This is a genomic window from Pararhizobium sp. DWP3-4 (assembly GCF_049898205.1).
In the GTDB taxonomy this organism is placed as follows: domain Bacteria; phylum Pseudomonadota; class Alphaproteobacteria; order Rhizobiales; family Rhizobiaceae; genus Pararhizobium.
The window spans coordinates 45,075-70,477 of sequence record NZ_JAFCXF010000017.1 but is presented as its reverse complement, the minus strand read 5'-3'; the positions used below and the strand labels follow the sequence as shown (position 1 = coordinate 70,477).

Annotated in this window: 22 protein-coding genes and 2 pseudogenes; 9 read left to right on the top strand and 15 right to left on the bottom strand. The window is 60.9% G+C overall.

Annotated elements, in window-relative coordinates; all coding sequences use genetic code 11:
- Positions 1-158, bottom strand: a pseudogene (locus ACP7E6_RS26950) (IS110 family transposase); the annotation flags it as partial.
- A gap of 65 nt (positions 159-223) precedes the next feature.
- Between ACP7E6_RS26950 and ACP7E6_RS26945 the strand changes: the two are divergent.
- Positions 224-1,171: pseudogene (locus ACP7E6_RS26945) on the top strand (ISNCY family transposase); the annotation flags it as partial.
- Between the two features lie 346 nt (positions 1,172-1,517).
- Here the strand turns inward: ACP7E6_RS26945 and ACP7E6_RS26940 are convergent.
- Positions 1,518-2,594: a D-TA family PLP-dependent enzyme gene (locus ACP7E6_RS26940; RefSeq protein ID WP_426232886.1), complete on the bottom strand. Its 1,077-nt coding sequence runs from the start codon at positions 2,592-2,594 to the stop codon at positions 1,518-1,520.
- 150 nt (positions 2,595-2,744) lie between these two features.
- Positions 2,745-3,659, bottom strand: coding sequence for a helix-turn-helix domain-containing protein (locus ACP7E6_RS26935; protein WP_426232884.1), 915 nt, complete (start codon positions 3,657-3,659; stop codon positions 2,745-2,747).
- A 115-nt stretch (positions 3,660-3,774) separates the two neighbouring features.
- On the opposite strand from ACP7E6_RS26935, the gene pobA reads away from it, so the two are divergent.
- Entirely contained in the window at positions 3,775-4,947 is a 1,173-nt protein-coding gene (pobA, locus tag ACP7E6_RS26930) for a 4-hydroxybenzoate 3-monooxygenase (protein ID WP_426232882.1), read from the top strand.
- Between the two features lie 4 nt (positions 4,948-4,951).
- Here pobA and ACP7E6_RS26925 read toward each other — a convergent pair whose 3' ends face one another.
- The 5 genes from ACP7E6_RS26925 to ACP7E6_RS26905 all read right to left on the bottom strand — a co-directional run bounded on the left by ACP7E6_RS26925 (position 4,952) and on the right by ACP7E6_RS26905 (position 8,574).
- Complete coding sequence (locus tag ACP7E6_RS26925) at positions 4,952-5,362, bottom strand: type II toxin-antitoxin system VapC family toxin (protein ID WP_426232888.1); 411 nt, start codon at positions 5,360-5,362, stop codon at positions 4,952-4,954.
- Positions 5,359-5,619, bottom strand: coding sequence for an antitoxin (locus ACP7E6_RS26920; protein ID WP_426232880.1), 261 nt, complete (start codon positions 5,617-5,619; stop codon positions 5,359-5,361). Before ACP7E6_RS26920 ends, ACP7E6_RS26925 begins: the two co-directional genes overlap by 4 nt.
- A 107-nt stretch (positions 5,620-5,726) precedes the next feature.
- Entirely contained in the window at positions 5,727-6,932 is a 1,206-nt protein-coding gene (gene pcaF, locus ACP7E6_RS26915) for a 3-oxoadipyl-CoA thiolase (protein WP_426232878.1), read from the bottom strand.
- Positions 6,933-7,715, bottom strand: a complete 783-nt coding sequence (locus ACP7E6_RS26910) for a CoA-transferase subunit beta (RefSeq protein WP_426232876.1) — start codon at positions 7,713-7,715, stop codon at positions 6,933-6,935.
- Between the two features lie 10 nt (positions 7,716-7,725).
- Positions 7,726-8,574, bottom strand: a complete 849-nt coding sequence (locus tag ACP7E6_RS26905; RefSeq protein ID WP_426232874.1) for a CoA transferase subunit A — start codon at positions 8,572-8,574, stop codon at positions 7,726-7,728.
- Between the two features lie 140 nt (positions 8,575-8,714).
- Between ACP7E6_RS26905 and ACP7E6_RS26900 the strand changes: the two genes are divergently transcribed.
- Entirely contained in the window at positions 8,715-9,470 is a 756-nt protein-coding gene (locus tag ACP7E6_RS26900; RefSeq protein WP_426232872.1) for an IclR family transcriptional regulator, read from the top strand.
- A gap of 120 nt (positions 9,471-9,590) precedes the next feature.
- On the opposite strand, the gene ACP7E6_RS26895 is transcribed toward ACP7E6_RS26900, so the two are convergent.
- Genes ACP7E6_RS26895 through ACP7E6_RS26865 form a run of 7 tightly spaced genes read right to left on the bottom strand, consistent with a single transcriptional unit; the run spans position 9,591 to position 16,820 of the window.
- Entirely contained in the window at positions 9,591-10,196 is a 606-nt protein-coding gene (locus ACP7E6_RS26895; RefSeq protein ID WP_426232870.1) for an alkylhydroperoxidase domain protein, read from the bottom strand.
- 11 nt (positions 10,197-10,207) lie between these two features.
- Positions 10,208-10,834: a CMD domain protein gene (locus ACP7E6_RS26890; protein WP_426232868.1), complete on the bottom strand. Its 627-nt coding sequence runs from the start codon at positions 10,832-10,834 to the stop codon at positions 10,208-10,210.
- A gap of 28 nt (positions 10,835-10,862) precedes the next feature.
- Positions 10,863-11,912, bottom strand: coding sequence for a putative FMN-dependent luciferase-like monooxygenase (locus ACP7E6_RS26885; protein ID WP_426232866.1), 1,050 nt, complete (start codon positions 11,910-11,912; stop codon positions 10,863-10,865).
- Positions 11,912-13,612, bottom strand: a complete 1,701-nt coding sequence (locus ACP7E6_RS26880) for a dipeptide ABC transporter ATP-binding protein (protein ID WP_426232864.1) — start codon at positions 13,610-13,612, stop codon at positions 11,912-11,914. Before ACP7E6_RS26880 ends, ACP7E6_RS26885 begins: the two co-directional genes overlap by 1 nt.
- Positions 13,609-14,529, bottom strand: a complete 921-nt coding sequence (locus tag ACP7E6_RS26875; protein WP_426232862.1) for an ABC transporter permease — start codon at positions 14,527-14,529, stop codon at positions 13,609-13,611. The genes ACP7E6_RS26880 and ACP7E6_RS26875 overlap by 4 nt, the downstream gene beginning before the upstream one ends.
- Complete coding sequence (locus tag ACP7E6_RS26870; protein WP_426232860.1) at positions 14,526-15,470, bottom strand: ABC transporter permease; 945 nt, start codon at positions 15,468-15,470, stop codon at positions 14,526-14,528. Before ACP7E6_RS26870 ends, ACP7E6_RS26875 begins: the two co-directional genes overlap by 4 nt.
- 57 nt (positions 15,471-15,527) lie before the next feature.
- Positions 15,528-16,820 (bottom strand): ABC transporter substrate-binding protein, encoded by a 1,293-nt coding sequence (locus ACP7E6_RS26865; RefSeq protein ID WP_426232858.1) that lies wholly within the window; start codon positions 16,818-16,820, stop codon positions 15,528-15,530.
- Positions 16,821-17,082: 262 nt separating this feature from the next.
- Here ACP7E6_RS26865 and ACP7E6_RS26860 point away from each other — a divergent pair, with 262 nt between their 5' ends.
- The 6 genes from ACP7E6_RS26860 (at position 17,083) to ACP7E6_RS26835 (ending at position 25,261) form a co-directional block, all read left to right on the top strand.
- A complete protein-coding gene (locus tag ACP7E6_RS26860; protein WP_426232857.1) occupies positions 17,083-18,849 on the top strand; it encodes an SLC13 family permease in 1,767 nt (588 codons plus the stop codon).
- Between the two features lie 93 nt (positions 18,850-18,942).
- On the top strand, positions 18,943-19,863 hold the full coding sequence (locus ACP7E6_RS26855) for a LysR substrate-binding domain-containing protein (protein WP_426232855.1): 921 nt from the start codon (positions 18,943-18,945) through the stop codon (positions 19,861-19,863).
- Positions 19,864-19,973: 110 nt separating this feature from the next.
- On the top strand, positions 19,974-21,398 hold the full coding sequence (gene aldA, locus ACP7E6_RS26850; RefSeq protein WP_426232853.1) for an aldehyde dehydrogenase: 1,425 nt from the start codon (positions 19,974-19,976) through the stop codon (positions 21,396-21,398).
- 25 nt (positions 21,399-21,423) lie between these two features.
- A complete protein-coding gene (locus ACP7E6_RS26845; protein ID WP_426232851.1) occupies positions 21,424-22,641 on the top strand; it encodes a mandelate racemase/muconate lactonizing enzyme family protein in 1,218 nt (405 codons plus the stop codon).
- 19 nt (positions 22,642-22,660) lie between these two features.
- Entirely contained in the window at positions 22,661-24,274 is a 1,614-nt protein-coding gene (locus tag ACP7E6_RS26840; RefSeq protein ID WP_426232849.1) for a GMC family oxidoreductase, read from the top strand.
- A gap of 81 nt (positions 24,275-24,355) precedes the next feature.
- Positions 24,356-25,261: an NAD(P)-dependent oxidoreductase gene (locus tag ACP7E6_RS26835; RefSeq protein ID WP_426232847.1), complete on the top strand. Its 906-nt coding sequence runs from the start codon at positions 24,356-24,358 to the stop codon at positions 25,259-25,261.
- The last annotated feature ends 142 nt before the right edge of the window (positions 25,262-25,403 follow it).

The following is a 25,403-nucleotide window of genomic DNA, read 5'->3' as shown; positions in this document are numbered from 1 at the left end:
TCCATCGCCACTACGCAGATGGGGAGCTTGGCAAAGAACTCAAGCAATCTCCCACGGTTCAGTTTCTTACGCAGCGCAACCCTTCCGTCTGGACCTGCGCCGTGGATCTGGAACACGTTCTTTGCCAAATCCAGGCCGATGATGCTAATCTCGTTCATGGACGTCCTCCTTGCTGGTTCTAAGCACACCCGCACTTTGGCACGTTTGATGCCGCCGGGGGGGCGTCCACTCCACCGGGTCTGACCATCGCTGGTTCGAGGATCGCGGACCGCCGTGCTCGCTGCTGGTGTTTGTCGACGATGCGACCGGCAAGCTGATGCAGTTGCGCTTCGTGCGCTCGGAAAGTGCGTTCAGCTATTTTGAGGCGCTGGAGCTTTATTTGAAGGATCACGGTGCTCCCGTTGCCTTCTATTCCGACAAGCATTCGGTGTTCCGGGTGGCGAAGAAGGATGCCAAGGCTGGCCAGGGCATGACCCAGTTCGGGCGTGCACTGTGTGAGCTAAACATCGAGATTCTTTGCGCGAGTTCGAGCCAGGCCAAAGGCCGTGTCGAGCGGATGAACCGGACGCTGCAGGATCGGTTGGTCAAGGAATTGCGGCTGTCCAGGATAGCCGACATGGCGGCAGGCAATACGTTTTTGCCTGGCTTCATGGAAGACTACAACGCACGCTTTGCGATTGCCCCTGCCCGGCCGGAAGACCTGCATCGGCCGATGAACCTGGCGCCGGATCGACTACACGAGATTCTGTGCAAGCGCGAGCAGCGCTATGTCGGGGCGCAGTTGACGTTCTCGTTCGAGCGCCAGCGGATCATGCTGGAAGAGAGTGATGTGACGCGCGGTCTGGTCGGTCGCTATGTCGAGACTTATGCCTATGCCGACGGTCGCTTGGATGTGCGTTGGAAGGGGCATTCCCTGCCCTACACGGTGTTCGACAAGGACCAGCGGGTGACGCATGCGGCGATCACCGAGAACAAGCGGCTCGGCGATGTCCTGGCTTACATCAAGGAACGTCAGGAGCGGCAATCGGAGCCGGTGGTGAAGACCAACAGCGACAAGAACGGCTATGTGCGACGTGCTCGCGGGCCAGGACGGCGGAAGGATTTCATGGATGATCCGACGGTGATTGCACGGCGTGAGAAGGCGCTCTCGCGGCTCGATGCCGTAGAATGAACGGTTGGTCCCATAGTCTCAAAGCTAAAGCCGAAGTGATGCGTTACACCCGCCCCGCTCTGCTCTTGCAACCCGGCCCAGCCGGTCGGATCGGGGGCTGGTCCTGGTGCCGTAGCAGGCCCGAACGGACACTTTAACTTTGCGCTGATCCGGACATTCCAATTTCCCCGCCACAGCCGTGTAGCCGGGTGGGTTCAAGGATGAAGTGCGACTTGCCAGTAATTTCAATGGCTCCGCGCTGGAGATTTCGCGCTATTTGCAGCCTATGCACGCTGATCGCTGGCGCGTGTGTCATCTCAAGGAGCGCAAGATGCCGATCGGTGAGATCGTCCGCCATCGGCCGGCGTCAGACAATCCTGCCGCGCGCGACAACCGGCCACAGGGCTGAAATCTCGCCTTGCTCAACGATGTTCACCGCATCGACCAGGTTTGTGACGACGCAGGCGTGGTTGGGTACGATGCGCAGCCTGTCGCCAACCTTCAGATCGATCGGGCCTTCGCTGACCAAACGGCCATGTTCTTCCGATAGTTGGTCGATGGTGATGTCGCTGCGGCCGAGCACATGGCCGTAGCCGGACAGGCCGAGCAGGTCGGAGGTCAGCGCCTTGGACCCGGCATCGATGATGGCGCGATTGGCAGCGGGGACCGAAACGACGGTGGCGAGCACGGTAAGTGCGCAGTCGTCCCAGGTGCAGGCACCGCGCGTCACCAGCGAGCGGTCGTTGTAGACATAGGTTCCGGGACGGTATTCAGTGGTTACCGGTGCCTTGGCCGCCTCCATCATCGACGGGGTGCCGCCCGACGTGATCACCGGAACCTTGATGCCAGCTGCCTCGATAAAAGCCTTGGCGCGGTTCATGAAGGATTCGACAGCGGCCGCATCGTTCGCCGGCGGATAGGTCATCAGGCCCCCAAAAACCAGGCCGGGCGCCTTGGCGATCCGTTGCGCAAGAGAAGCGGCGGCTTCCGGGGTCGGCACGCCGCAGCGGTCGGCGCCGGTGTTGCATTCGACCAGCACCTGCAATGGCGCCGGCTCAGCAGCAAAAGCATCCGAGAGGCCGTCGATGACGGTCTCGTTGTCGGCGACGACGCTCAGCGTCACCTTGCGGGCGAGAGCAGCGAGATGGCGCAGCTTTTCGGCGCCAAGAATATTGTAGGTGATGAGAACGTCCCGGATCTCCGGGCTGGCGGCAATCATAGCCTCGGCTTCGGATACCTTCTGGCAGGTGACGCCGATGGCCCCTGCCCGCAGCTGCATTTCGGCCACCGCCGGCAGTTTATGCGTCTTGATATGCGGGCGAACCTTCAATCCGTGCGCATCGGCATAGGCCTGAAAACGATCGATGTTGCGCCGCGCGATATCGAGATCGATCAGGACGGCCGGAGTGCTCACGGTCTGAAGCGTCGATGGGGCCTTGCTCATGGGGTCTCCGAAAGTCTGCTGCAATTGAGATGGAAGCGTGGTGCGCGTGTCGCTCAAAGTCCTATCCGGCAAATTCCCGGCAGTCCATGCACTCCGCTTTTATTACGCCAATCCGGGATGCCGGCATTGCGGCCGATAGTGATTGGCGGCTCATCCCACTGTCGCAAGCGTGCTGAGAGCCCGTGTTTCTGCCCTCCCCTGGCCACGGCGCCATTGCCGGGGTGAAACACCCGTCCTTGTCTGGAAGAAACGGGAGAAATAGGCAGGATCGGCAAAGCCGAGCCGGAAGCCGATTTCCTGCACAGGGATTTGCGTAAACAGCAATTCGCGCTGCGCTTCGTCGATCAGCTTGCCGTTGATCAGGCTCTGGGTGCTGCCGGCGGTGCGCTGTTTGACGATGCGGTTGAGATGCGTCGCCGAGATACCGAGTGCATCGGCGTAGAAGGATGCAGGCTTGTGGGAACGGAAATGCTGGTGGATCAGTCCGTTCAGCCGGTTCAACCGCCGCTCGTTTTCCGTTGCCGCCACATCGTCGTCAGCCTGCCCAGCGACAGACAGGCGCGCGGTCAGCCGGAGGGCCGATGTCAGGTATGCCTCGCAAAGATCCGCCGGTCCCGTTGGTCGGGCCTCCGCCTCTGCGGCAAGACGATGCAGCGTATCGGCGATGTAACGGCTGTCGGCGTGTTCCGGGAGCAGCGCTGTCAGGCGCGGGAGGTTCAGCCATGCGCCAAACCGGCTGTGATCGGCCGGAATGGTTTTCAGGTGGGACGTCAGAATGGTGAAGACATAGCCGTCAATATCCTTCGAAAACCGGAAGCCATGACGGGAAAGAGGTGGCACCGTAATCATAGCGGGCGCGACAATCGCATGTGTCGCGTCATCAAAGATCGCATCGCCTGATCCGGCCTCGATGTACAGGATCTGAAAGAACTGGTCATGGCGATGCAGGCCGATCTCCCAGTGATGCAGGCTGCTGCGCGACGGGATCGTTTCGCAATGCAGCCAGAAACCAGGGAAATCACCGGTCTTTTCGCCATAGAGGTCATAGGTGGGGATCGCGCGCATGTTGTCCCGCAAATATCGTCGATGTTCGATTTGTGCAATTTATTGGGTTTGATGTCCATGGCGGGATTTATGTGCCGGTGTCAAAATCCGGCTGCAGCATTTCGGGAGGAAAAAGATGCGCACGCAGGTCGTCATCATCGGGTCAGGTCCGTCCGGATTGCTGCTCGGGCAATTGCTGGCGACAGCCGGCATCGAGGCCGTCATTCTGGATCGTGCCGGCAAGGACTACATTCTCGGCCGGGTGCGCGCAGGCGTCCTTGAAAGTGGCACGGTCGGGCTGATGGACGAGGCTGGAGCTGGTGCGCGGATGCACGCGGAAGGCTTGCCGCATGGTGGCTTTTCGCTCGCCTTCGATGGCCGCGACCACCGGATCGACCTTGCGGATCTGACGGGCGGCAAGGGCGTCATGGTCTATGGCCAGACCGAGCTGACACGTGATCTGATGCAGCAGCGGGAGGTCATCGGGGCAACGACGATCTATGACGCTGCCAATGTCCGTCCGCACGATTTCGACGGCCGTTCGCCCTATGTCACCTACGAAGCGGCGGGAGTGAGCCATCGCATCGATTGCGATTTCATTGCCGGGTGCGACGGGTTTCATGGCGTCAGCCGCAAGGCCGTGCCGGAAAAATCGATCACCACATTCGAAAAAGTCTATCCGTTCGGCTGGCTCGGCCTGCTCGCCGATGTGCCACCGGTCAATCACGAACTGATCTATGCCAACCATCCACGCGGTTTCGCACTCTGTTCGATGCGTTCGGAAAGCCGCAGCCGCTACTATCTGCAATGTGCTTTGGACGAGAGGGTCGAGGACTGGAGCGATGACCGGTTCTGGGACGAACTGCGCCGCCGCCTGCCCGCGCATCATGCCGAAGCGCTCGTCACCGGCCCGTCCTTCGAAAAGTCGATCGCGCCGCTGCGGTCGTTCGTGGCCGAGCCGATGCGGTTCGGCAAGCTCTTCCTGGTCGGCGACGCCGCGCATATCGTGCCGCCGACGGGCGCCAAGGGGCTCAATCTGGCGGCGAGCGATGTCCATTATCTCTATGCGGGTCTCCGCGAACATTATCAGGAACGCTCGTCTGCCGGCATCGATGCCTATTCCGCCCGTGCCCTTTCCCGTGTCTGGAAAGCCGTGCGCTTTTCCTGGTGGATGACGACGATGCTGCACCGGTTTCCGGATACCGGTGCCTTCGATCAGAAGATCCAGGAGGCCGAACTGGATTATCTCACCCATTCCCGTGCGGCAGCCACGGTGCTGGCGGAGAATTATGTGGGATTGCCTTACTGAGGGATTATTCGGCCGCCGTCCAATCTTCGACTTTTAGACCTCCGACACGCTGGAATTCGCGCGTATTGTTGGTAACGCAGATTAGCCTTCTGGCCTTTGCCTGCGCTGCAATCAAAATGTCGAAGGAGCCGATCGGCGTTCCCAAGGTCGCGAGTTCTGCCCTTACACCGCCAGCGATTTGTGCGTCATCGCGATCAAATGCGACCAAAGGAAAGTCCTGCGTCAGAAGGCGTATACTCTCAAGATTGAATTCCACTCTCTGGCTTCGATAGGCACCGTAGTACAATTCGTGCAATACCACGGTTGAAAGGCCTATAGCTCCCGCCTCACATGCGAGTGCTCGTTTTACGAGCCGCTCGGATTTTTTGCCGATGAGACCGATGAAGGCGTTGGTATCAAGAAGATAACGCATTATTCGAAGAGTTTTTCCAAATCAGGATTATCTTTGATCTCAGGTTGCTGGCGACCATCCACCATGAAGTCGTCGCTGAACCCACGCGCCATCGCAGCCTTTAAACCGCTCCAAGCCTCTTTGTGTTTGACCGTCGGGCGCAAAATAACTGCATCACCTTCGCGCGTGATTTCAAGCTCATCGACGTCGAAGCGGAACTCTTTCGGCAGGCGCACGGCTTGCGAGTTGCCGGATTGGAACACTTTTGCACGTTGAGTCATTGGTTTCTCCATAAGCATATATACGATGAAGTATATACTAATTCAAAGTGCCGACAAGAATTCCTTCGACCCGCGACCTTTGGAGTGCCTATTCTGCGCCGATCTCCTCAGGCGCGTTCCAGGGCGATCGCGATCCCCTGCCCGACGCCGATGCACATGGTCGACAGCGAATAGCGGCCACCGGTGAGCTTGAGTTCGAGCGCCGCCGTGCCGGTGATGCGGGCGCCGGACATGCCGAGCGGGTGGCCGAGTGCGATGGCGCCGCCATTGCGGTTGACGCGTGCATCGTCGTCGGCAATGCCGAGTTCACGCAGGACGGCGAGGCCCTGGCTGGCGAAGGCCTCGTTGAGCTCGATCACGTCGAACTGGTCCTGAGTCATGCCAAGCCTGGCCATCAGCTTTCGCGACGCAGGAACCGGGCCGATGCCCATGATGCGCGGTGGCACACCTGCGGCAGCGCCACCCATGATGCGCGCGATCGGCGTTAGGCCGTATTTTTTCACGGCGGCCTCGGAAGCAATGATCAGCGCCGCCGCACCGTCGTTGACGCCGGAGGCGTTGCCGGCGGTCACGGTGCCGTCTTCCCTCTTGAACGGCGTGCCGAGCTTGGCAAGGATTTCGATTGTCGTGGCACGCGGATGTTCATCCCTATCGACGACGATCGGGTCGCCCTTGCGCTGCGGAATGGTGACCGATGTGATCTCCTGGCCGAGCCGCCCGTTCTGCTGGGCGCCGGCCGCCTTGTTCTGCGAGCGGACGGCAAAGGCATCCTGATCCGCGCGGCTGACCTTAAAATCCTCGGCAACGTTCTCGCCGGTTTCCGGCATCGAATCGACGCCATATTGCTTCTTCATCAGTGGATTGATGAAGCGCCAGCCGATCGTCGTGTCGTGGATTTCGGCTGCACGCGAAAAGGCGCTTTCGGCTTTCGGCATGACGAATGGCGCGCGCGACATGCTCTCAACACCGCCGGCGATCATCAGTTCAGCCTCGCCTGCGCGAATGGCACGGGCGGCCGCAATCACGGCATCCATGCCGGAGCCGCAGAGCCGGTTGATCGTCGTGCCCGAGACCTCCAGCGGCAATCCCGCAAGCAAAAGCGACATGCGCGCAACGTTGCGATTGTCCTCGCCGGCCTGGTTGGCGCAGCCGAAAATCACATCATCCACGGCCTGCCAATCAACGGAAGCATTGCGCTGCATCAATGCCTTGAGCGGAATGGCGCCGAGGTCATCGGCGCGGACGGAGGAGAGCGAACCACCGAAACGGCCGATCGGGGTGCGGATATAGTCACAGATATAGGCCTCGGTCATTTACGCGGCCTCCTTGTTGCCCTGATGGGCTTTCTTGGTGCGGGCGTTGATGTCGCGCAGGGTCTGAAGCTCGGTTTCGGTCGGAAACGGCGTGTCGATCACCGTTTCGGCAAACTTGATAGGCCAGCCGCAATTCTCAACGATCTGTTCGCGGGTCACGCCCTGATGGATCGAAACGACGGTCAGTTCCTTGCTGACCGGATCCGGCTCAAGAATGCACAGGTCGGTGATGACCTGCGTGGGGCCTTTGGTTTTCATACCAAGACGTTCGCGATGGTTGCCGCCTTCGCCATGCCCCATCGAGGTGATGAAGTTGAGCTTGTCGACAAAACCGCGTTTGGACAGCGCCATGGTGATAAAAATCTGGCCGCAATTGCTGGCGATCTCCGGTGCGCCGCCGCCGCCGGGCAGGCGAACCTTCGGATGTTCGTAGGGACCGACCACGGTGGTGTTGAGATTGGCAAACTTGTCGATCTGCGCACCGCCGAGAAAGCCGGTGGTGATGCGGCCACCCTGCAGCCAGTAGCGGAACATTTCCGGTACCGAGACGGTGAACAGCGCTGTGTCGCATAGCTCGCCGTCGCCGATCGAAAGCGGCAGGACATCCGGCTTGGTGCCGACCGTGCCACTTTCGTAGATCAGCGTGATATCCGGAGCATGGGTGAGACGCGCAACATTGCAGGCAGCCGATGGCGCGCCGATGCCGACGAAGCAGACATCGTCATTGGTGAGGGCGCGGGAGGCGGCAATGGTCATCATTTCGGTGGGGGTGAAATCGCTCATCGGTGTCTCCTCACGCAGCCTTCTTCGCATGTTTGGCAAAGTCTTCCGGCTTGGCCTTCATGATGTTCTCCTCGATCCAGGCCTGGAAGGTATCGCGGTCGCGGGCAATCTCGTCCCAGGCGATGTAGAAGGCGTTGGAGCGGGGATAGTAGCCTTGCGCATAGGACGGGAAGGCACCGCCGGGCACCTCGACCACCGCTGTCACCGCCCAGGATGGGAGGACGACGGAGTTCGGAGACGGCGGGTTCAGCTCGTCGACGATCTCCTCCACCGTGACGATCGAGCGCTTGGCGCCAAGAACGGCTTCCTTCTGCACGCCGACGATGCCCTCAATGAGAACATTGCCCTTCCGGTCGGCCCTGAGCGCATGGATGATCGTCACATCCGGGCGGATGGCCGGAACAGCTGCCAGTACTTCGCCGGTAAAGGGGCATGTGACCTGCTTGATATTCGGGTTTACCTTGGTGAGATCGGCACCGATATAGCCGCGCAGCATGGCAAATGGCAGGTTTGCCGCCCCCGCCTCATAGGCATTGGCCATGGCGGCATGGGAATGCTCCTCGATCTCCAGCGGCCGTGGCCACTGGTTTTCGACGGCATCACGGAAACGGTGCAGCGAGCCGACGCCGGGATTGCCGCCCCAGGAAAATTTCATGCCGCGGGCCGCACCGGCGCCAATCAGCTGGTCATAGAGAATATCCGGTGTCATACGGATCAGGAAAAGGTCCTTCTTGCCCTGCCGGATCACTTCATGACCTGCCGCATAGGGGATGAGGTGGGTAAATCCCTCCATGGCGACGGTGTCGCCATCATGCACGTTGTCGGAAATGGCTTCTGCCAGCGAAGTCAGTCGTGCCAAGGTATTCTCCTCCTGATCTGTTTCCTGTCTGTTTGGCGCAAATAAGCGCGCGAATTCGTCCCTCGTCAAATATTTAGTGCGTTATTTGATATTTGTTCGTATAACGCACATACTGAAAGCGATATCGGAGAGCTTTTGCCATGCGGGAATCGGATTTTGTCAGCGGCTTCGCGCGCGGGCTGAAAGTCATCGAAGCCTTTGGAGAAACGCGGCCAAAGCTCACCATTGCCGAGGCTGCCAAGCTGACGGAGCTCGACCGGGCAACGGTGCGACGCTGCCTGTTGACGCTCGCCGATCTCGGCTACGCCGACTATGACGGCAAGTTCTTTGCGCTGACGCCGAAGGTGCTGCGGCTCGGCCATGCCTATCTGTCGGCGACGCCGCTGCCGCTAATGATCCAGCCCTATCTCGACCAGCTTTCGGAAAAATCCGGCCAAAGCGCGTCGGCCTCGGTGCTGGACGGGACCGAGGTGGTTTACATTGCCCGCGCCTCGCAGAAGCGGGTGATGTCGATCAACCTGTCGCCCGGCTCTCGCCTGCCGGCCTATTGCGCGTCGATGGGACGGGTTCTGCTGGCGGCCCTGCCGGAAATGGAGGCGCGGGGCATTCTGGATTGCTCCGAACTCAAGGCCAACACGCCGCTGACGAAGACCGATCCGGATGTCCTGATGGACGAACTTCGCCGCATCCGCGCAGACGGCTGCGCGGTTATCGACCAGGAACTGGAACTGGGGCTTTGCTCCATCGCGGTCCCGATCGAGAACGATCGCGGCCGCGTCGTCGCTGCCATCAACATCGGCGCCCCGGCCGCCCACGTGCCCGCTGCCGAAATGGTGGCGCGATACCTGCCTTTGCTGAAGGAGACGCAACGCGCATTGCGGCTGGTCTTGCGTTAGGCCCACGTTCGTGCGCGGCTTCGCTGCCGGCATCCCTCCTGCCTGATCGAAACATGGCAAACTCGCCGCCGCCTATAGAGGCGGCAGCGAACTCAACCGCTGAAAGATAGGACGGGCGATTTACGCCGCTGGTGTCGGCTCTCCAAGCGAGAGCATCAAGCGGTTTGCCCAGTTGAAGAAGGCAGCGCCGTGGATGGCGTCGGCGATTTCGAGGTCGTCGAGACCTTCCGACCGCAGCCGCTCGATATCGGTGACGCCGAATGTGGACGGGGTTTCCGTCAGCGCAACCGAGACCTTGGTGACGGCGTTCCAGCGGCGGCTGCCGAGGTCGGCGTCCGTTCCTTCATCGAGCAGCTTTTGCACATCGCCGGTGCGTTTGGAATGATGCGAGGCAAAGCGGGAATGCACCGACGCGCAGAAGATGCAGCCGTTGAAGCGCGATGCAGCAGTGGCGGAAAGCTCGCGCTCCGCCCGCGGCAGGCCTGCCTTGGTGTTGTAGAAAATGTCCTTGTCCGTCTTGGTGCGTGCTTCCAGAATTTCCGGATCGCGAGCGAGCAGCATGAAATAGGGCGATTTCGAGCGTGAGGCATCGACGAGCCCGGCCCAGTGCCTGTCGGTCAAATCCTCTTCTGAAAGCGGCTGCAGCCAGGGCGTCCAGCCGATCTCAACTTGAGTGAAAGCGGCCGGGCGATTGTCGATGGTGGGATGAATGACGGTCTCGGTCATATGCTGTTTCCTTATTCGGCTGCCGTTGCGGATGCGAGAGTGCCCTCGCCCGCCTCGGAAAGAGCTGCGAGACCGGCCACTACGCGGATCTGGAAGGCGAGGAAGGCGACGATCTGCGACAGGGTGACGACCGCCGTCGTTGTCCATCCGGCATCAAGCAATGCCTGCAACGCTTCTGGGCTTGCCTCGCGCGGCCGGTAGACCAGCAGATGGCTATGCTCCAACGCTGCCGAGAGCTTGTGCCCGAGAGCTTTTCGGCCGGTTTCCGATACGGTGAAGAGCAGTCCCGGCTTGTCTTCGCTGGACAATCGCCCGGATGGGTATTTGCCATAAGGGCCGCTCGTCCGCCCGGCCTCGATTTGGCTTTTCACCGCAGCGATCAACGCAGTATCGCCCTTGATGCCGGAGGCATAGAATGCCTCGGCTGCATCCGCCCGGTGCAATCCGGTGACAAACGTTGCGACGACGAGGCGCTCGGTCCGCGTGACATCGCCCTCATGCGCGGGTTCGAACAGAGCGAGATAGCTCTTCTGGGCGTTGTCTCGTGTTTCCGGCCGTTCCTTGCGGATGCGGTCGATGAACGATCCGGGTTGGATATCCGCCAGACGGTCGATGACGTCAGGTGTCGGTACAGTCATGGTCGTTGCCTTTCTTTAAAAACGGAAATCATGCGGTTGCGGCCAGCTGACGCCGCTGCTGTAGGGGTGGCTGACCGGCCCAGCCGAGCGCCGGGGCGACGACGGTTGCAGTCAGTTCCAGGGAGCGCAGGATAAGCGCATGGGGCGGGTCCACCGAGTGTACCTGGAAGACGAGATCCGTGACGCGCGACAACGCGGTATCGGCCTTGAGCGACGCGATCACATCGTCGGGCGTTCCCACATGCACATCGAAAGCCTTGATGAGATCGGCGGTTGTCGTCCCCGTGACGATGTGCCCGCTGGCGATGAAGCGCTCGCGGATGCGCTGCAATCCAAGCTCGGCGAAATGCAGCGCCTCCTTGCGGTCATCAGCGACAAACAGGCTTCTGGAGCCAAGGATGCGCGGGGTTTTGCCTTTCGGCAGGTTGGCGAAATAGGCGTCAAGGATCGGGTTCTGCAGATTCCACAGTGCTGTCTGCGGGGCCTCCGGCGGGCGTGGCTGCGTGCGCGACAGCATTAGACCGTCGCCGTCGCGTCCGGCACGTTCGCCGCCGCCCACGGAGAATGTTGCTTGCCAGATATGGTCCAGCAGATGCGGTGCCGTTGGATAGAGCCGGTTGCCGCCAATTAGCTCCCGGCCAGCCCACGCATCGCGCACGGTGGCGAGGCTCTTGGCATAGACAGGTCCCCGGTCGGCACTTTCCAGTCCGAACGGCAGAAACGCCTGCGGCGTGCCGCCGGTGCCGAAACCGATCTCCAAGCGGCCATTCGACAGGATATCGAGCACTGCCGTATCTTCGGCAACGCGAACCGCAGTTTCCATCGGCAAGGTGATCACGCCGGTACCAAGCCGGATGCGCGAGGTTCGCGCCGCCAGCTCGGCGAGAAAGATCAGCGGTGCGGGAAGCCCGCCTTCGTCCGCGTCGAAATGGTGCTGGGCCACCCAGGCGCTGTCGAAACCGAGCTTTTCGGCATGGATGATCTGCTCGGCGACCAGCCGGTAGCGGGTCGCCGCATCGCCATGATCGAGAACGCGGCTGAAAAAGCCGAGCCGTTTGGGCTGGACTGGATATGTCATCAGATATTTCCTGAGTTCGTCGAGATTGGCCGGCTGGCAGGCAGCGGGTATTTTTTGCCCGGGATGGCGTCGATCAGTTCGCGGGTATAGGCGCTTTGAGGATGTTCGAAGACATCTTCGACCGCACCGCTTTCGACGATCTTGCCGCCGTTGAGGACGCTGACGGTGTCCGATATCTGGCGCACCACCGCGAGGTCGTGCGAAACGAACAGATAGGTGAGGCCAAGGTCGCGCTGCAGCGTATCAAGCAGAGACAGGATCTGCGCCTGCACGGTGACGTCGAGCGCCGACACGGCTTCGTCCAAAATGAGGATCTGCGGATTGAGAACCAGCGCGCGGGCGATGGCGACGCGCTGGCGTTGGCCACCGGAAAGCGCATGCGGCCGGCGTTGCAGCACGTCGAGCTGCAACCCGACCTTGTCGATGGTGCTGGCGACGATCTCGGCGCGCTTGGCCCGCGCTATGGGTTCGAAATTCAACAATGGCTCTTCAACGATCCCTGCAATGGTCTGACGCGGGTCGAGCGAGCCGAACGGGTTTTGGTAGACCAGTTGGATCTTCTTGCGCAGCAGTCTCAACGTTTCGCGTGGTGGCGCGGACAGATCGAGCCCATCGACGATGATCTTGCCGGCGGTGGGTTTCTGAAAAGCTGCGACGGTGCGGATCGTCGTCGTCTTGCCGGAACCGGACTCGCCAACCAGCGCATGCGTTGTTCCCCGCCGGACACGGAAGGACACATTATCGAGGGCGCGAAGACCCTTGTCCTTGCCGCCGAGGCCGAAATCCTGAACCAGTCCTTCGACGATGATGATGTCGTCGGCGGCCCCTTCTTGCGTAGGTTTAGCAACGGCGGCAATGCGACGCTGCCGTATGTTGAGCGAGGGCGCGTCGGCCAGCAGCCGCTGTGTATAGGCGCTTTGCGGGTTTGCCAGAATATCGGCAGTCAGTCCCTGTTCCTGGATGCGTCCCTGCTTCAACACGATCAGCCTGTCGGCGCGGTCGGCGGCGACACCGAGATCGTGAGTGACGAGCAGAACGGCAGTGCCGTATTCCCGCCGAAGCTCGTCGATGAGATCCAGAATGTGCTTTTGCACCGTGACATCCAGCGCGCTGGTCGGTTCGTCGGCGATGATCAGCGACGGCTTGAGCGCGATGGCGATGGCAATCAGCACGCGCTGCTTCATGCCGCCGGACAGTTCATGCGGATACTGCTTTGCCCGGAGCGCCGGCTGGTTGAGGCCGACGCGTTCGAGCAATTCGATGGCGCGTGCATCGGCTAAAGCGCCGGAGGCCTTGCCGTGGATGACAAGGATTTCCGCCACCTGTTTGCCGATCGTCTTGACCGGATTGAGCGAATTGCCCGGATCCTGCGGCACAAGGCTGATCACCGATCCGCGTATGCCATCAAGCCTTTTCTGCGGCCAGCCGGCAATTTCCTGCCGGTTCAGCCGGATGCTGCCGCTTTCGAGCCGGCCGTTTTCCGGGAGAAGGCCGATGATGGCTTGCGCTGTCGAGCTTTTGCCTGAACCGGACTCGCCGACCAGGGCCACCACCTCACCGGGAGCAACGCTGAAGTCGACGCCATGAACGGCGGTTCGCGTGCCGCTCTGATCGCGATAGGAAATGGTCAGGCCGGACACGTCCAGCACCCGCGATGGAAGGACGGTGCCTTCGAGCCTGCCGATAGGGGAGATGGTCATTGCTGCGCCCTCCCGATTGCCTGGCTGACACGATTGACCGAGAGAACCACCAGCACGACGACGATGCCGGGTGCCGCCGTCAGCCACCATGCGGTTGCGATGTAGTTGCGGCCCTCGGCAATCAGCAGGCCCCATTCCGGTGTTGGTGGCGGCGCGCCGTAGCCGAGGAAGCCGAGGGTGGAGAGCTGCAGGATGGCGGAGCCGACCTGAAGCGCGGTGAACGCGATCACCGATGTCAGCGAGTTCGGCAGGACATGGCGCCAGAGAACCTTGAAGAACGTGCCGCCGCTGCCGAATGCGGCCTCGACATATTCGCTGCGCCGGACGCTGACGACCTCCGAGCGGACAAGGCGCGCAAAACTCGCAATCGAGGTGAAACCGACGGCGATGGCGGCGTTGACGGTGCCGAAGCCGAGCAGGATGATGATGCTGAGCGATAAAAGCAGCACGGGGATGGAGAGAAGAACATCGACGAGGCGCATGATGACCTCGTCGATCCACCCTCCGACCGAGCCAGCGACCACCCCGAGGGCGGTGCCGACGAACAGCCCGATCGCCACGGCGGCGATTGCCCCGGACAGCGAGTGAACGGCGCCATAGACGAGGCGCGTATAGAGATCGCGGCCGAGGGCATCCGTTCCGAGGAAATGGAGCGCGCTTGGCGCCTTCAGCTGCTGGCCCGGCAAGCCTTGAACAGGGTCATAGGATGTGAACAGGCCGGGCGCGACAGCCCAGAGCAGCGCGATTGCGAGTATGATGTAGGCAAGAACAAGACCCGGCTGGATACGGATAGGGTACGAGCGGGCTTTCGCTGGCGCCCCGATTGTCGCCTCGGCGGCAGGTGCCGGGGAAATCCAGTCGAGCGGATTGGGGCTGTCGATATTGCGGTGCCGTTCGGCGGTATCGAGAATGGTCATGCCACGCCCCCAAGTTTTGCTTTCAGTCGCGGATCAAGCACCGGATAGAGCAGATCGACAGCGAGGTTGATGGTGACGAAGGCAGCGGCTGAGATGACCACAATGGCCTGCAGCACGGCGACATCCTGGAAATTGACCGCCTGTTCAGCGAGGCTGCCGATACCGTTGAGGCCGAATACCGTTTCGGTGATGACGGCTCCCGCCAGTAGCTCACCGAACAGCACGCCTGCGACCGTCAGTACCGGCAGGAAGGCGTTCTTGGCGACATGCCGCCAGAGCACGAAGGTGTGCGAAGCGCCCTTGGCACGGGCAACGGAGACGAATGGCCGCGTCAGCACCTCGTCGATATTGCGCAGGAGGATTTGCGCCATCGGTGCGGAGATCGGCAATGCGATGGTTAGAACAGGCAGGATCAGACCTTCCCACTCACCCGGATTGATCACCGGCACCAGCCGGAGCCGGAAGGAGAAGATCTGGATCAGCATGATGCCGAGCCAGAAGGTCGGGATGGAGACGAAGAGCGAGGGCAGCGATTGGATGAAGGAGCGCAGGCGGCCGAACCCGGAGATATTGGACAGGATCGCGATGATCACGGCAAGCAGGGCTGCAGCGGCAAAGGCAAGTCCAGCAAGCCGGATCGTCGATGGCAGATTGGCCGCCAGCTGGGCGCTGACTGCCACGCCGGCCTGCAGCGAATAGCCGAAATCACCGGTGAGGAAATTGCCGATCGTGTGGACATATTGCAGCGCGACCGATCCATCGGCGTCGTAGGCGGCGCGGATATCGGCGATCTGTTCGGCGCTCAAACCATATTCCGGGTTCTGGAATTTGATCAGCACCGCATCGCCGGGCATTGCCTGCAGCAGCACGAAGGAAATCGTAAATGCTGCCCAAAGGACGAGCAGCGCCTGCCCCACCCGCGAGAATATATATCTTGCCATCGCTTTCTACCTTGTCATTGCAGCTGGCCCGGCAAAGTGCCGGGCCAGTTGGAGCCGTCAGTGTTCGGCAAGCCAGGTGCTGTAGAAGCGCGGACGGCCAACAGCTTCGAACTCGACGCCCTGCAGATAGGGCGCGCCGGCATAGGCCTGCGGTTCTTCGAAGATCGGGATCGCATAGGCCTGGTCGAGCACGTAGCTCTGGACTTCGCCGGCGATCTGCAGCCGTTTTTCGCGGTTCGGTTCCGAGGACAGCGCTTCGAGCAACCCGTTCAGCTTGTTGTCGACGAAGGATTTGACCTTGTCGCTCGGACCGCCCTTCTGGCGCAGCACATCGCGGTTTTTCGGATAGTACTGGCTCTTGATCACGTCCGGATCGGCGCGGCCGACCATGGCAGGAGAGACCGGGGTTTTTGCCGGATCGAGATCATCGACTGTCCTGCTGCCGGCATCGCCAGCCAGAACGTTCAGCGTCACGCCGAGCTTGGCCCATTGTTGCGAGACGGCTGCATAGATCTTGTAACCCTGTCCCTCGACCTGCGCTTCGTCATAGGCCTGAACCTGGCGGATGAAGTCCGCCTGGCCGGACAGAAGCGCGCCGATGCGGACGCTATCCTCGCCGGTGATCACATACTTGATGCCGTCGAGATAGGCGCGGCCATGATGTTCGATCTTTGCCGGTCCCCAGACGTAATCCTCGCGGACCTTCAGCGACAGTTCCTTGCCGAGCGTTTCGCTTTCGACCACGAACGGCCCGGAACCGACGATCTTGGTCGCATCACCGAGCTGCTCGAACGGCAGTGCCAGCGTTGCCAGAGAGACCAGTCCGGAACCGATGACGGAGGTGCCCTGCAGGAAGCCCGGCGACGGTTTCTTGAAATAGAATTTGACGGTCAGCGGATCGATGACTTCGCTGCGGTCATAGTTGTTGATGACTTCGGAAACCGGCTGCTTCAGCTCCTTGTTGCCGAGACCGAACGTATCGAAATTCTTGGCAACGGCATTGGCGTCCAGCGGCGAGCCGTCGGAGAAGGTCACGCCCTTGCGCAGCTTAAAGGTGTATTCCGTGGCGTTGTCGTTGACCGTCCAGGACTCGGCGATCCAGGGCTCGATCTCAAGCGTTTTCGGGTTCTGAAAGGTCAGCTTGTCGGTGATCTGGTTGAGCACACCGCCATTCGGGTAGAAACCGCCGGCTGGCGGATACAGGTTGGTGTGCGGTTGCTGCTCCAGGTAAATCAGCGTGCCGCCTTGCGCGGGTTTGGCAACATCGTCAGCAAAGGCCGCCGACGATGCCAGCGACATCAGCACCGCGCCGATGACGGTTGCCGTCTTGAATTTTCCCGAAATTCCCATTGGATATCCTCAAATTGTAAGCTGAGGAAAAGGGTAAACCAAAGAGGCTTTTGAACAAGATAGTCTATGGAATTAGTGTTCTATTTTATCGGCTCCGCGTGGAAGGAAGGGATCGCCCATTGCCCTTTTTCGGCAATAAGCGGCCGAACTTGGCGGGACGGTGGAACGGATCGGCAGCGAGATGATGTTCGCAAAATTTGTTTTGACCGCGTGCATCAAAATGCGGTCTTAAGCGTTTAGCAGCGCCCATCAGGATACATTCATGCAAACAGATCAATGGCTTTCCCTACTCATCATCGCGTTGATGATGGCTGCATTCGTGTGGGGACGGTATCGCTATGATATAGTTGCGGCAGGTTCGCTGCTGGCCGCTGTTCTTATCGGTATCGTCCCGGCAAAAGATGCGTTTTCCGGCTTTTCCGATGATATCGTCATTATCGTCGGCAGCGCTTTGGTCGTCAGCGCGGCGATATCGCGATCGGGCATCATGGATGTCGCGCTCCGGCACCTTTCTCCCGAAAAGCGATCCCCCCGGACCCAGCTTGTCATTCTAGTGGTCATCGTGGCGGTCCTTTCGGCTTTCATCAAGAATATCGGCGCCCTGGCGATCATGATTCCGGTGGCCATCCACATGGCGAGAAAATCCCGGGTATCGCCCTCGATGTTTCTGATGCCCATGTCGTTTGCGTCCCTGTTGGGGGGCCTGATGACGCAGATCGGCACATCGCCCAACATCATCGTCTCGCGGGTGCGCGAGGACATTACCGGGACGCCGTTCACGATGTTCGATTACACGCCCGTGGGGGCGGCCCTGACCGTGACCGGAATTATCTTTCTTGCCGTTTGCTACAAGTTGCTTCCCGAACGGGTGAAGGAGGCGGCCTCGATGGACGAGGCTGTGAAAATCAAGAACTACACCACCGAGGCGAGCTTGACCGCGCAATCGTCTGCCGTCGGCCGATCGGTCAGCTGGCTGCAAAAGCCGGCACATGGTGATGCAATGGTGACCGCGATCATCAGCAACAATGATCGAAAACGGACCCCCCTGCCGGATACGATCCTCAAGGAAGGTGATGTGCTGATCATCGAGGGGGAGCAGGGCGCCCTCAACAAGATCGTCAGCGAAGGAAAACTGCAGCTGTCCGACCGCACCCCTGAAAAGGACGGGGCAAAGGACGTCAGCGCGGTGGAAGCGATCGTCGGCGAACATTCACGGCTGATCGGAGTGAGTGCCAAGGACCTGTCGCTGTTTGAAAATACGGGCGTCAACCTTCTGGCGGTCAGCCGCCGCGACAAACGGTTTGTCGAACGTCTGGGCGAGATCAAGATCCGCAACGGCGACGTGCTGGTTCTTCAGGGAGACTTGCAGCGCCTGCCGGATATGCTGCGTGAGTGGGGCTGCCTGCCGCTGGTGGAGCGGGATGTGAAGCTGGGCAGTGTTCGTAACGGCCTGGTGCCGGTGCTGATCCTTATCGCGACCATGGGAGCGACGGCTTTCGGCGGCGTACCGGTCGCAACTGCGTTTTTCGCAGCGGCATTCCTGATGGTCATCAGCGGAGCCCTGCCGTTGCGCGGGATTTACAGCTATCTCGATGCACCTATCCTGCTGATGCTGGCGGCATTGATCCCGATCAGTGACTCGCTGAGAACCACCGGAACGACAGACGTCATCGCCGATCTTTTGTCGCAAACGGCAGAAATGCTGCCACCTTACGGCGCCCTGGCGCTCATCCTGGTGGCTGCGATGGCGGTGACGCCCTTCCTCAACAATGCGGCGACCGTGCTTGTGATGGCGCCGATCGCTGCAACATTTGCAGAAAAACTCGGCTTTGCCCCCGATGCTTTTCTCATGGCAGTGGCGATTGGTGCCGGGTGTGATTTCCTCACTCCGATCGGACACCAATGCAATACGTTGGTGATGGGACCTGGCGGCTATCGGTTCGGAGACTATGCACGCCTTGGACTGCCACTCTCCTTGATCGTGCTGATCGTCAGTGTGCCAATGCTGCTGCTGACATGGCCGATATAGCTCAGGGAAACTTGACCTTGTCCAGACGCCTGGAACATAGATGAATGCATGGCTCGGCCAACACACTTCACCAAATTGAATGGAAGCGATGGAATGCGGAAATTACCTGCGCTTTCGGCGATGAAGGTGTTCGAGGTCGCCGGTCAGACCCGCAGCTTTACGCGGGCGGCACAGACGCTGAACCTCACGCAAAGTGCGGTCAGCCGACAGGTCCGCAATCTGGAAAAACAGCTGGGCGAAAACCTGCTGATCCGCCATCACCACGATCTCGAGCTGACGCGGGCCGGCGCCGAACTACTGGCAACGCTTCAGCTCGCTTTTCACAATGTCGAGCAGACGGTGCGCTCGATCATGGAGAAGAACAATCGCAACCGGCTGCGCATCAACGTCCCGCCGACTTTTGCCAAGCGCTGGCTAATGCCCCGGTTGTCGCGTCTACGCGAAGCGCTGCCGGAGATCGAGATCAGCCTCAGCACCGATCTCAAGGACACGCTGGCCGAGCGCAGCCTGCTGGATTGCGCCATCCGCTTCGGTGATGGCGAATGGCCGATGCTGCAATCGCGCATCCTGATGACCGAACGGCACATCGCCGTCTGCGCGCCTGGCCTCTTGGATGCAGCCAAGCGGGATGGCAATATCGATCTTTCATGCTTTACCTTCCTGCATGTGCTGGCCGCAGCCGACCAGCGTTATCTCACCTGGCAGCATTGGCTGGACGCCGCCGGCCTCAGCGACACCGATGTGCGCGGCGGTATGGAATTCGATCTTCTCGACCTGGTGATCGAAGCCGCCTGCAACGGGTTGGGCATTGCCGTGGTCGATCGCTTCATGGTCAGCAGCCAGCTGCAAAGCGGCCAGCTCGTGCCCGTACTGGATGTCGAAGTCGAAGGCCATGAATCCTACTGGCTGGTCACCCGCACGGATCAGCCGGAAGCCGCAAATGTTCGACAGTTTCGAACGTGGCTTCTAAACGAGGTCGCATTGGACTACGGCCTTTGCGGCGGTGCAAAATGAGCAAGACCGAACATTCGTTTTTGGAATGCTTGGCCCGATAATAAGTCGCTTGCGAACCGGGGGCTGCGTCCACTCTACTGCCTGAAACAGACTATGTTTCAGGTGGGCTCATGACGCAGCATCGCAACTTCATCGGTGGCCGTTTTGTCGAAGCGTCCGGCTTGTCCGGGATCGAGGTGCGCAATCCGGCCAACGGCAAGGTCTTCACCACGGTTCCGGCCGCAGACGACGCTGATGTCGCGGCAGCAGTCGAGGCAGCGAAAGGCGCGCAAAAGCTTTGGCGCCAGCTCCCGGCGATTCAGCGGGGCGATGCCTTGCGCAAACTCGCCGATGCGATCGAGCATCATGCACCAAGGATTGGCGAGTCGCTGGCGCTGGAATCCGGCAAGAGCCTTGCAGACGCCACCGCCGAAGCCATCTACGGCGTCGAGCTGTTGCGCTATCACGCGGAATGGGCACGCCGTATCGAAGGCGAGATCATTGAAAGCGATACGCCCGACGAGACCCTGCTGCTCAAGCGCGAGCCCATCGGCGTCGTTGCCTGCCTGATCCCGTTCAATTTCCCGATCTACACGCTGGTGCGCAAGATTGCGCCCGCCCTCATCACCGGCAATGCCGTCGTTGTCCGCCCGAGCAACACCACGCCCACCTCAGCCTTCGCGTTTGCGCAAGCCGTGCTGGAAGCCGGTCTGCCGGCCGGCCTTATCAACATCATGACGATGTCCCACGATGTGGCCCGCACCATGTGCACGCATCCGGCCGTCGGCATGATCACGCTGACCGGCAGCGTTGCCGCAGGCCAGACGGTACTTGATTATTGCAAGAACAATATCGCTAAGCCGTCGCTGGAACTCGGCGGCAAGTCGCCTGTCATCGTCGAACCCGATGCCGATCTCGACGCGGTGGCTCGCATGGTTCTGGGCGCAAAGACAGCCCATTGCGGACAGGTCTGCACCTCGGCCGAGCGGCTTTATGTGCATGCCTCGATCCACGATGCTTTGGTCGAGACGCTGCGCCAGGGCTTTGTTTCCCGCCGCTTTGGTGATCGCTCCGCCCATCCTCACAGTATGGGGCCGCTTGCCAATGCTGCAGCGCGCGACCGTATCCATGGGATGGTCGAACGGGCCATGGCCGAGGGAGCGACAGTCGTTGCTGGTGGCGTCATTCCGGATGGCGACGGCTATTTCTATCCGCCGACCCTGATCACCGGCTGCCGCCAGGAGATGGAGATCGTCCGGGAAGAGGTGTTCGGCCCGGTGCTGGCGGTTTTGTCCTACGAGACGTTCGACGAGGCTTTGGCTCTGGCCAGCGATCACCAGTTCGGGCTCGCCTCGGTGCTGTTTTCGGAAAACTACCGCAAGGTGATGCAGGCGGCGAGCGAGATCGAGGCGGGCGAGCTTTATGTCAACCGTTTCCCGGCCGATCCGTACCAAGGTTATCACGCCGGCTGGAAGAAATCCGGGCTCGGCGGCGACGACGGCAAACACGGCATGCTGGAATTCACGCAGACGCGGCTTGTCATCCTGAAACACTGATCACCTGGCAAGGGAGGAACCACCCATGAAGATCGCATCGCTGAAAACCCACGTGGTCGCCGTTCCACCGCCGCATGTCGGCGGCATGTATTGGATTTTCGTCCAGCTTGAGACGGCCTGCGGCATTTCGGGGGTCGGCGAAATCTATGCGACCTCGTTCCATCCCTCGGCCATGGTTCCGCTGATCGACGATGTCTTCCAGCGCTATCTGCTCGATCATGATCCTCACCAGATCGAGCGCTTCTGGCGGGCGGCCTATTCGAGCGGCTTCACGCAGCGCCCCGACACGACGATGATGGGGATCGTCTCGGGCCTCGAAATCGCCTGCTGGGACATCATCGGCAAGGCTGGCGGCCGGCCGGTTTCCGATCTGCTCGGCGGCACCGTCCACGAAAAGCTGCGCGCCTACACCTATCTCTATCCGAAGAATGCGGCCGGTGATTACGACTACAACGACCCTGATCTGGCCGCGGAAGAAGCCATCCGGATGGTCGAGATGGGCTTTACCGCCGTCAAGTTCGATCCGGCCGGCCCCTATACCAACTATTCCGGCCACCAGCTTTCGATGGGGGTTCTCGACCGCTGCGAACTCTTCTGCGCTAAGATCCGCGAAGCGATTGGCAGCCGCGCCGATATCCTCTTCGGCACGCATGGGCAGATGGTGCCATCCTCGGCGATCCGGCTGGCACGGCGGCTGGAGAAATACGATCCGCTTTGGTTCGAAGAGCCGGTGCCGCCCGGACAGGAGGCCGCCATGGCCGAAGTGGCGCGCGCTACATCCACCCCGATCTCGACCGGCGAGCGGCTGACGACGAAATACGAATTCCAGCGCGTGCTGCAGCTCGGCGCGGCGGCGATCCTGCAGATGAATGTCGCCCGTGTCGGCGGCCTTTTGGAAGCCAAGAAGATCGCCGGGATGGCCGAGGCCTTCTACGCCCAGATCGCGCCGCATCTCTACAATGGTCCGGTGGGTGCTGCCGCCAGTATCCAGCTTTCGGCCGCAACGCCGAACTTCCTGATCCACGAAGCGATCATGGATTTTGGCGGCTTTCACGGCGAGGTGCTGAAGACCAAGCTGCAGTTCGACGATGGTTATCTCATCCCGTCGCGCGAACCGGGCCTCGGCATCGAGCTCAATCTCGATGTCGTTGCGAAGCACTCCCCCTATACCGGCGACCGCCTGCATCTGCAGATGGCCGCAGCGCCCGCCGACATCAAGGAGTTCATGCCCGCCAGGGGCTGAGCGCGAACAGAGACCGTTCATGATCTACGACTTCGTCATCATCGGCGCCGGCTCGGCGGGCTGCATCCTTGCAAGCCGCCTGAGCGAGAGCGGCCGCTACAGCGTTCTCCTCGTCGAGGCGGGGGACAAGGACTCGTCCTTCTGGTTCAAGATCCCGATCGGCTACGCCAAGAGCTATTACAACCCCAAGGTCAACTGGATGTATTCGACCGAGCCGGAGGCTGCGCTTGCCGGGCGCCGAATTTATGTGCCGCGCGGCAAGGTGCAGGGCGGGTCCGGCTCGATCAACGCCATGGTGTTCGTGCGGGGTGCTGCCGACGACTTCGACGACTGGGAAGCCGCTGGGAACCCGGGCTGGGGCGCTGCCGATGTCCTACCCTACTTCAAAAAACTCGAGACCCATGAAAAAGGCGCCTCGCACTGGCACGGCGGCAATGGCCCGATCCATGTGACGCCGATGCGCGGCATGACCCATCCGGTCACCGATGCCTATCTGAAGGGCTGCGAAGAGGTGCAACTGCCAGCGACGACCGACTTCAACGGTGCATCGATCGAGGGTGCGGGCGTCTACGATATCAACACGCGAAATGGCCGGCGCTCGCATTCCAGCGCCGAGTACCTTCGTCCGGCCCTTAGACGGGCCAATGTCTCGATCGAGCGCCGTGCCTACGCACAGCGGCTGCTCTTTGCGCCGGATGGGCGCGCGACCGGGGTCGAGGTTTTGCAGGATGGCGTCCGGCGGACATTTTCGGCTCGGCGTGAAGTCGTCGTCTCGGCCGGCGCGATCGATACGCCGAAACTGCTGCAGCTTTCGGGGATCGGCGATGGCTCGGCGCTCGGCGCGAAGGGCATCGAGAGCCGCCGTCATCTGCCGGCCGTTGGCCAAAATCTGCAGGATCATCTGGCGGCGAGCTTTTACTACCGCGCCAACCGGCCGACGTTGAACGGCGTATTCGGCAGTCTGTTGGGACAGGCGCGGCTGGGGCTGCAATATATTCTGACCCGCAAGGGGCCGTTCGCCATGAGCGTCAATCAGGCGGGCGGGTTCTTCCGCGGTACGCCAGCGCAGACGCGGCCCAACATCCAACTCTATTTCAATCCGCTGTCCTACCGCATTCCCGTCGACGCCAGCGCCTCCATGGTGCCGGAGCCCTATGCGGGTTTCCTCATTGCCTTCAACTCCTGCCGTCCCACCAGCCGCGGCCGGATTGCGCTTGCCTCGGGCGATCCGGCAGCCGCAGCGTTGATCCAGCCCAACTACCTTTCGACCGATCGCGATATTGCGGATGTCATCGAGGGGAGCCGGCTGGTGCGCCGGATCGCATCGGCGCCGTCGCTCGCAGCCATTATCGAGGCCGAGGTTTCCCCGTCGCCGGCCGCTGAAAGCGACGAAAGCCTGCTCGACTATTTCCGTGCCAATGCCAGCTCGATCTACCATCTCTGCGGAAGCTGCATGATGGGACCGGATGCTTCGGCGTCGGTGGTAGACGCCCGGCTGCGGGTGCATGGCGTCGAAGGCCTGCGCATCGTCGATGCCTCGGTTTTTCCCAATGTCACGGCCGGCAACATCAATGCACCGACGATGATGGTCGCCGAAAAGGGCGCAGCGATGATCCTCGAGGACGCAGCATGAAAACGTGACCACCACGGCCGGCGGCGGCGGATGGAGATATTTCCACCGGCGTACCGAGCCCAGCCTGAACGGAGGACGGATATGCGCTACGGCTTTATCGGACTTGGGCATCTTGGCCAGCACCTGGCGGGCAGCCTTGTGGGCGCGGGTTTTTCAGTTACCGTTCACGACCGGGATCGTAGCCGTGCGGAGCCATTGCTTCAACGCGGCGCGCAGTGGGCAGACAGTCCGCAGGCGCTGGCAGCCGAAGTCGATGCCGTTATCACCTGCCTGCCCTCCCCGGCGATCTCCGAGGCCGTGCTGACCGGCCCGGACGGCATTCTTTCGGGCTTGAAAGCCGGCGGAACCTGGATCGAGATGAGCACGCTCGACCAGAACGATATCGAGCGTCTTGCCGCCCTTTCGGCAGCAAAGGGTATCCGCATGCTGGAGGCGCCGGTGACAGGCGGCGTCCACCGGGCAGCCGTAGGCGACATCACCGTCATTGCAGGGGGCGATCTTGACCTGTTCGATGCACATTTACCGGCGCTGAGCGCGATGGGCGGCGAAATCTTTCATGCCGGACCGCTCGGCAAGGCCGCCGTGATCAAGGTCATCACCAATATGCTCGCCTTCATTCACCTTCTGGCGACCGGCGAGGCGCTGATGCTGGCGAAGAAGGGCGGCATCGACCTGACCGATGCCTTCAACATCATCAAGGCGAGTTCCGGCAACAGTTTCGTGCACGAGACGGAAGGCCAGGTGATCCTCAACGGCAGCTACAACATCAACTTCACCATGGACCTCGCCTGCAAGGACTTGGGTTTTGCGCTCGGCTTCGGCAAGCAGTTCGGCGTACCGCTCGATCTCGCCTCGCACACGCTGCAGACCTTCATCCGTGCCCGCTCCACCTATGGCGGCAATGCCTGGTCGTCGCAGGTGGTGAAGCTGCTTGAGGACGCGGTAGGGACCGACCTGCGCGCCCCGGGCTTTCCGGCCGAATTGTGAGGTTCTCATTGAAATTGAAACATATCAAAGCAGTACAGGGTAATTATATGACTGTATAATTTCTCTTGCAAGATGGCTGAAGCCCACTATCCTGCCTTAGTGGATTGCCCGGCAAGACGTGGCGGCAGCGACAACTGTGTGA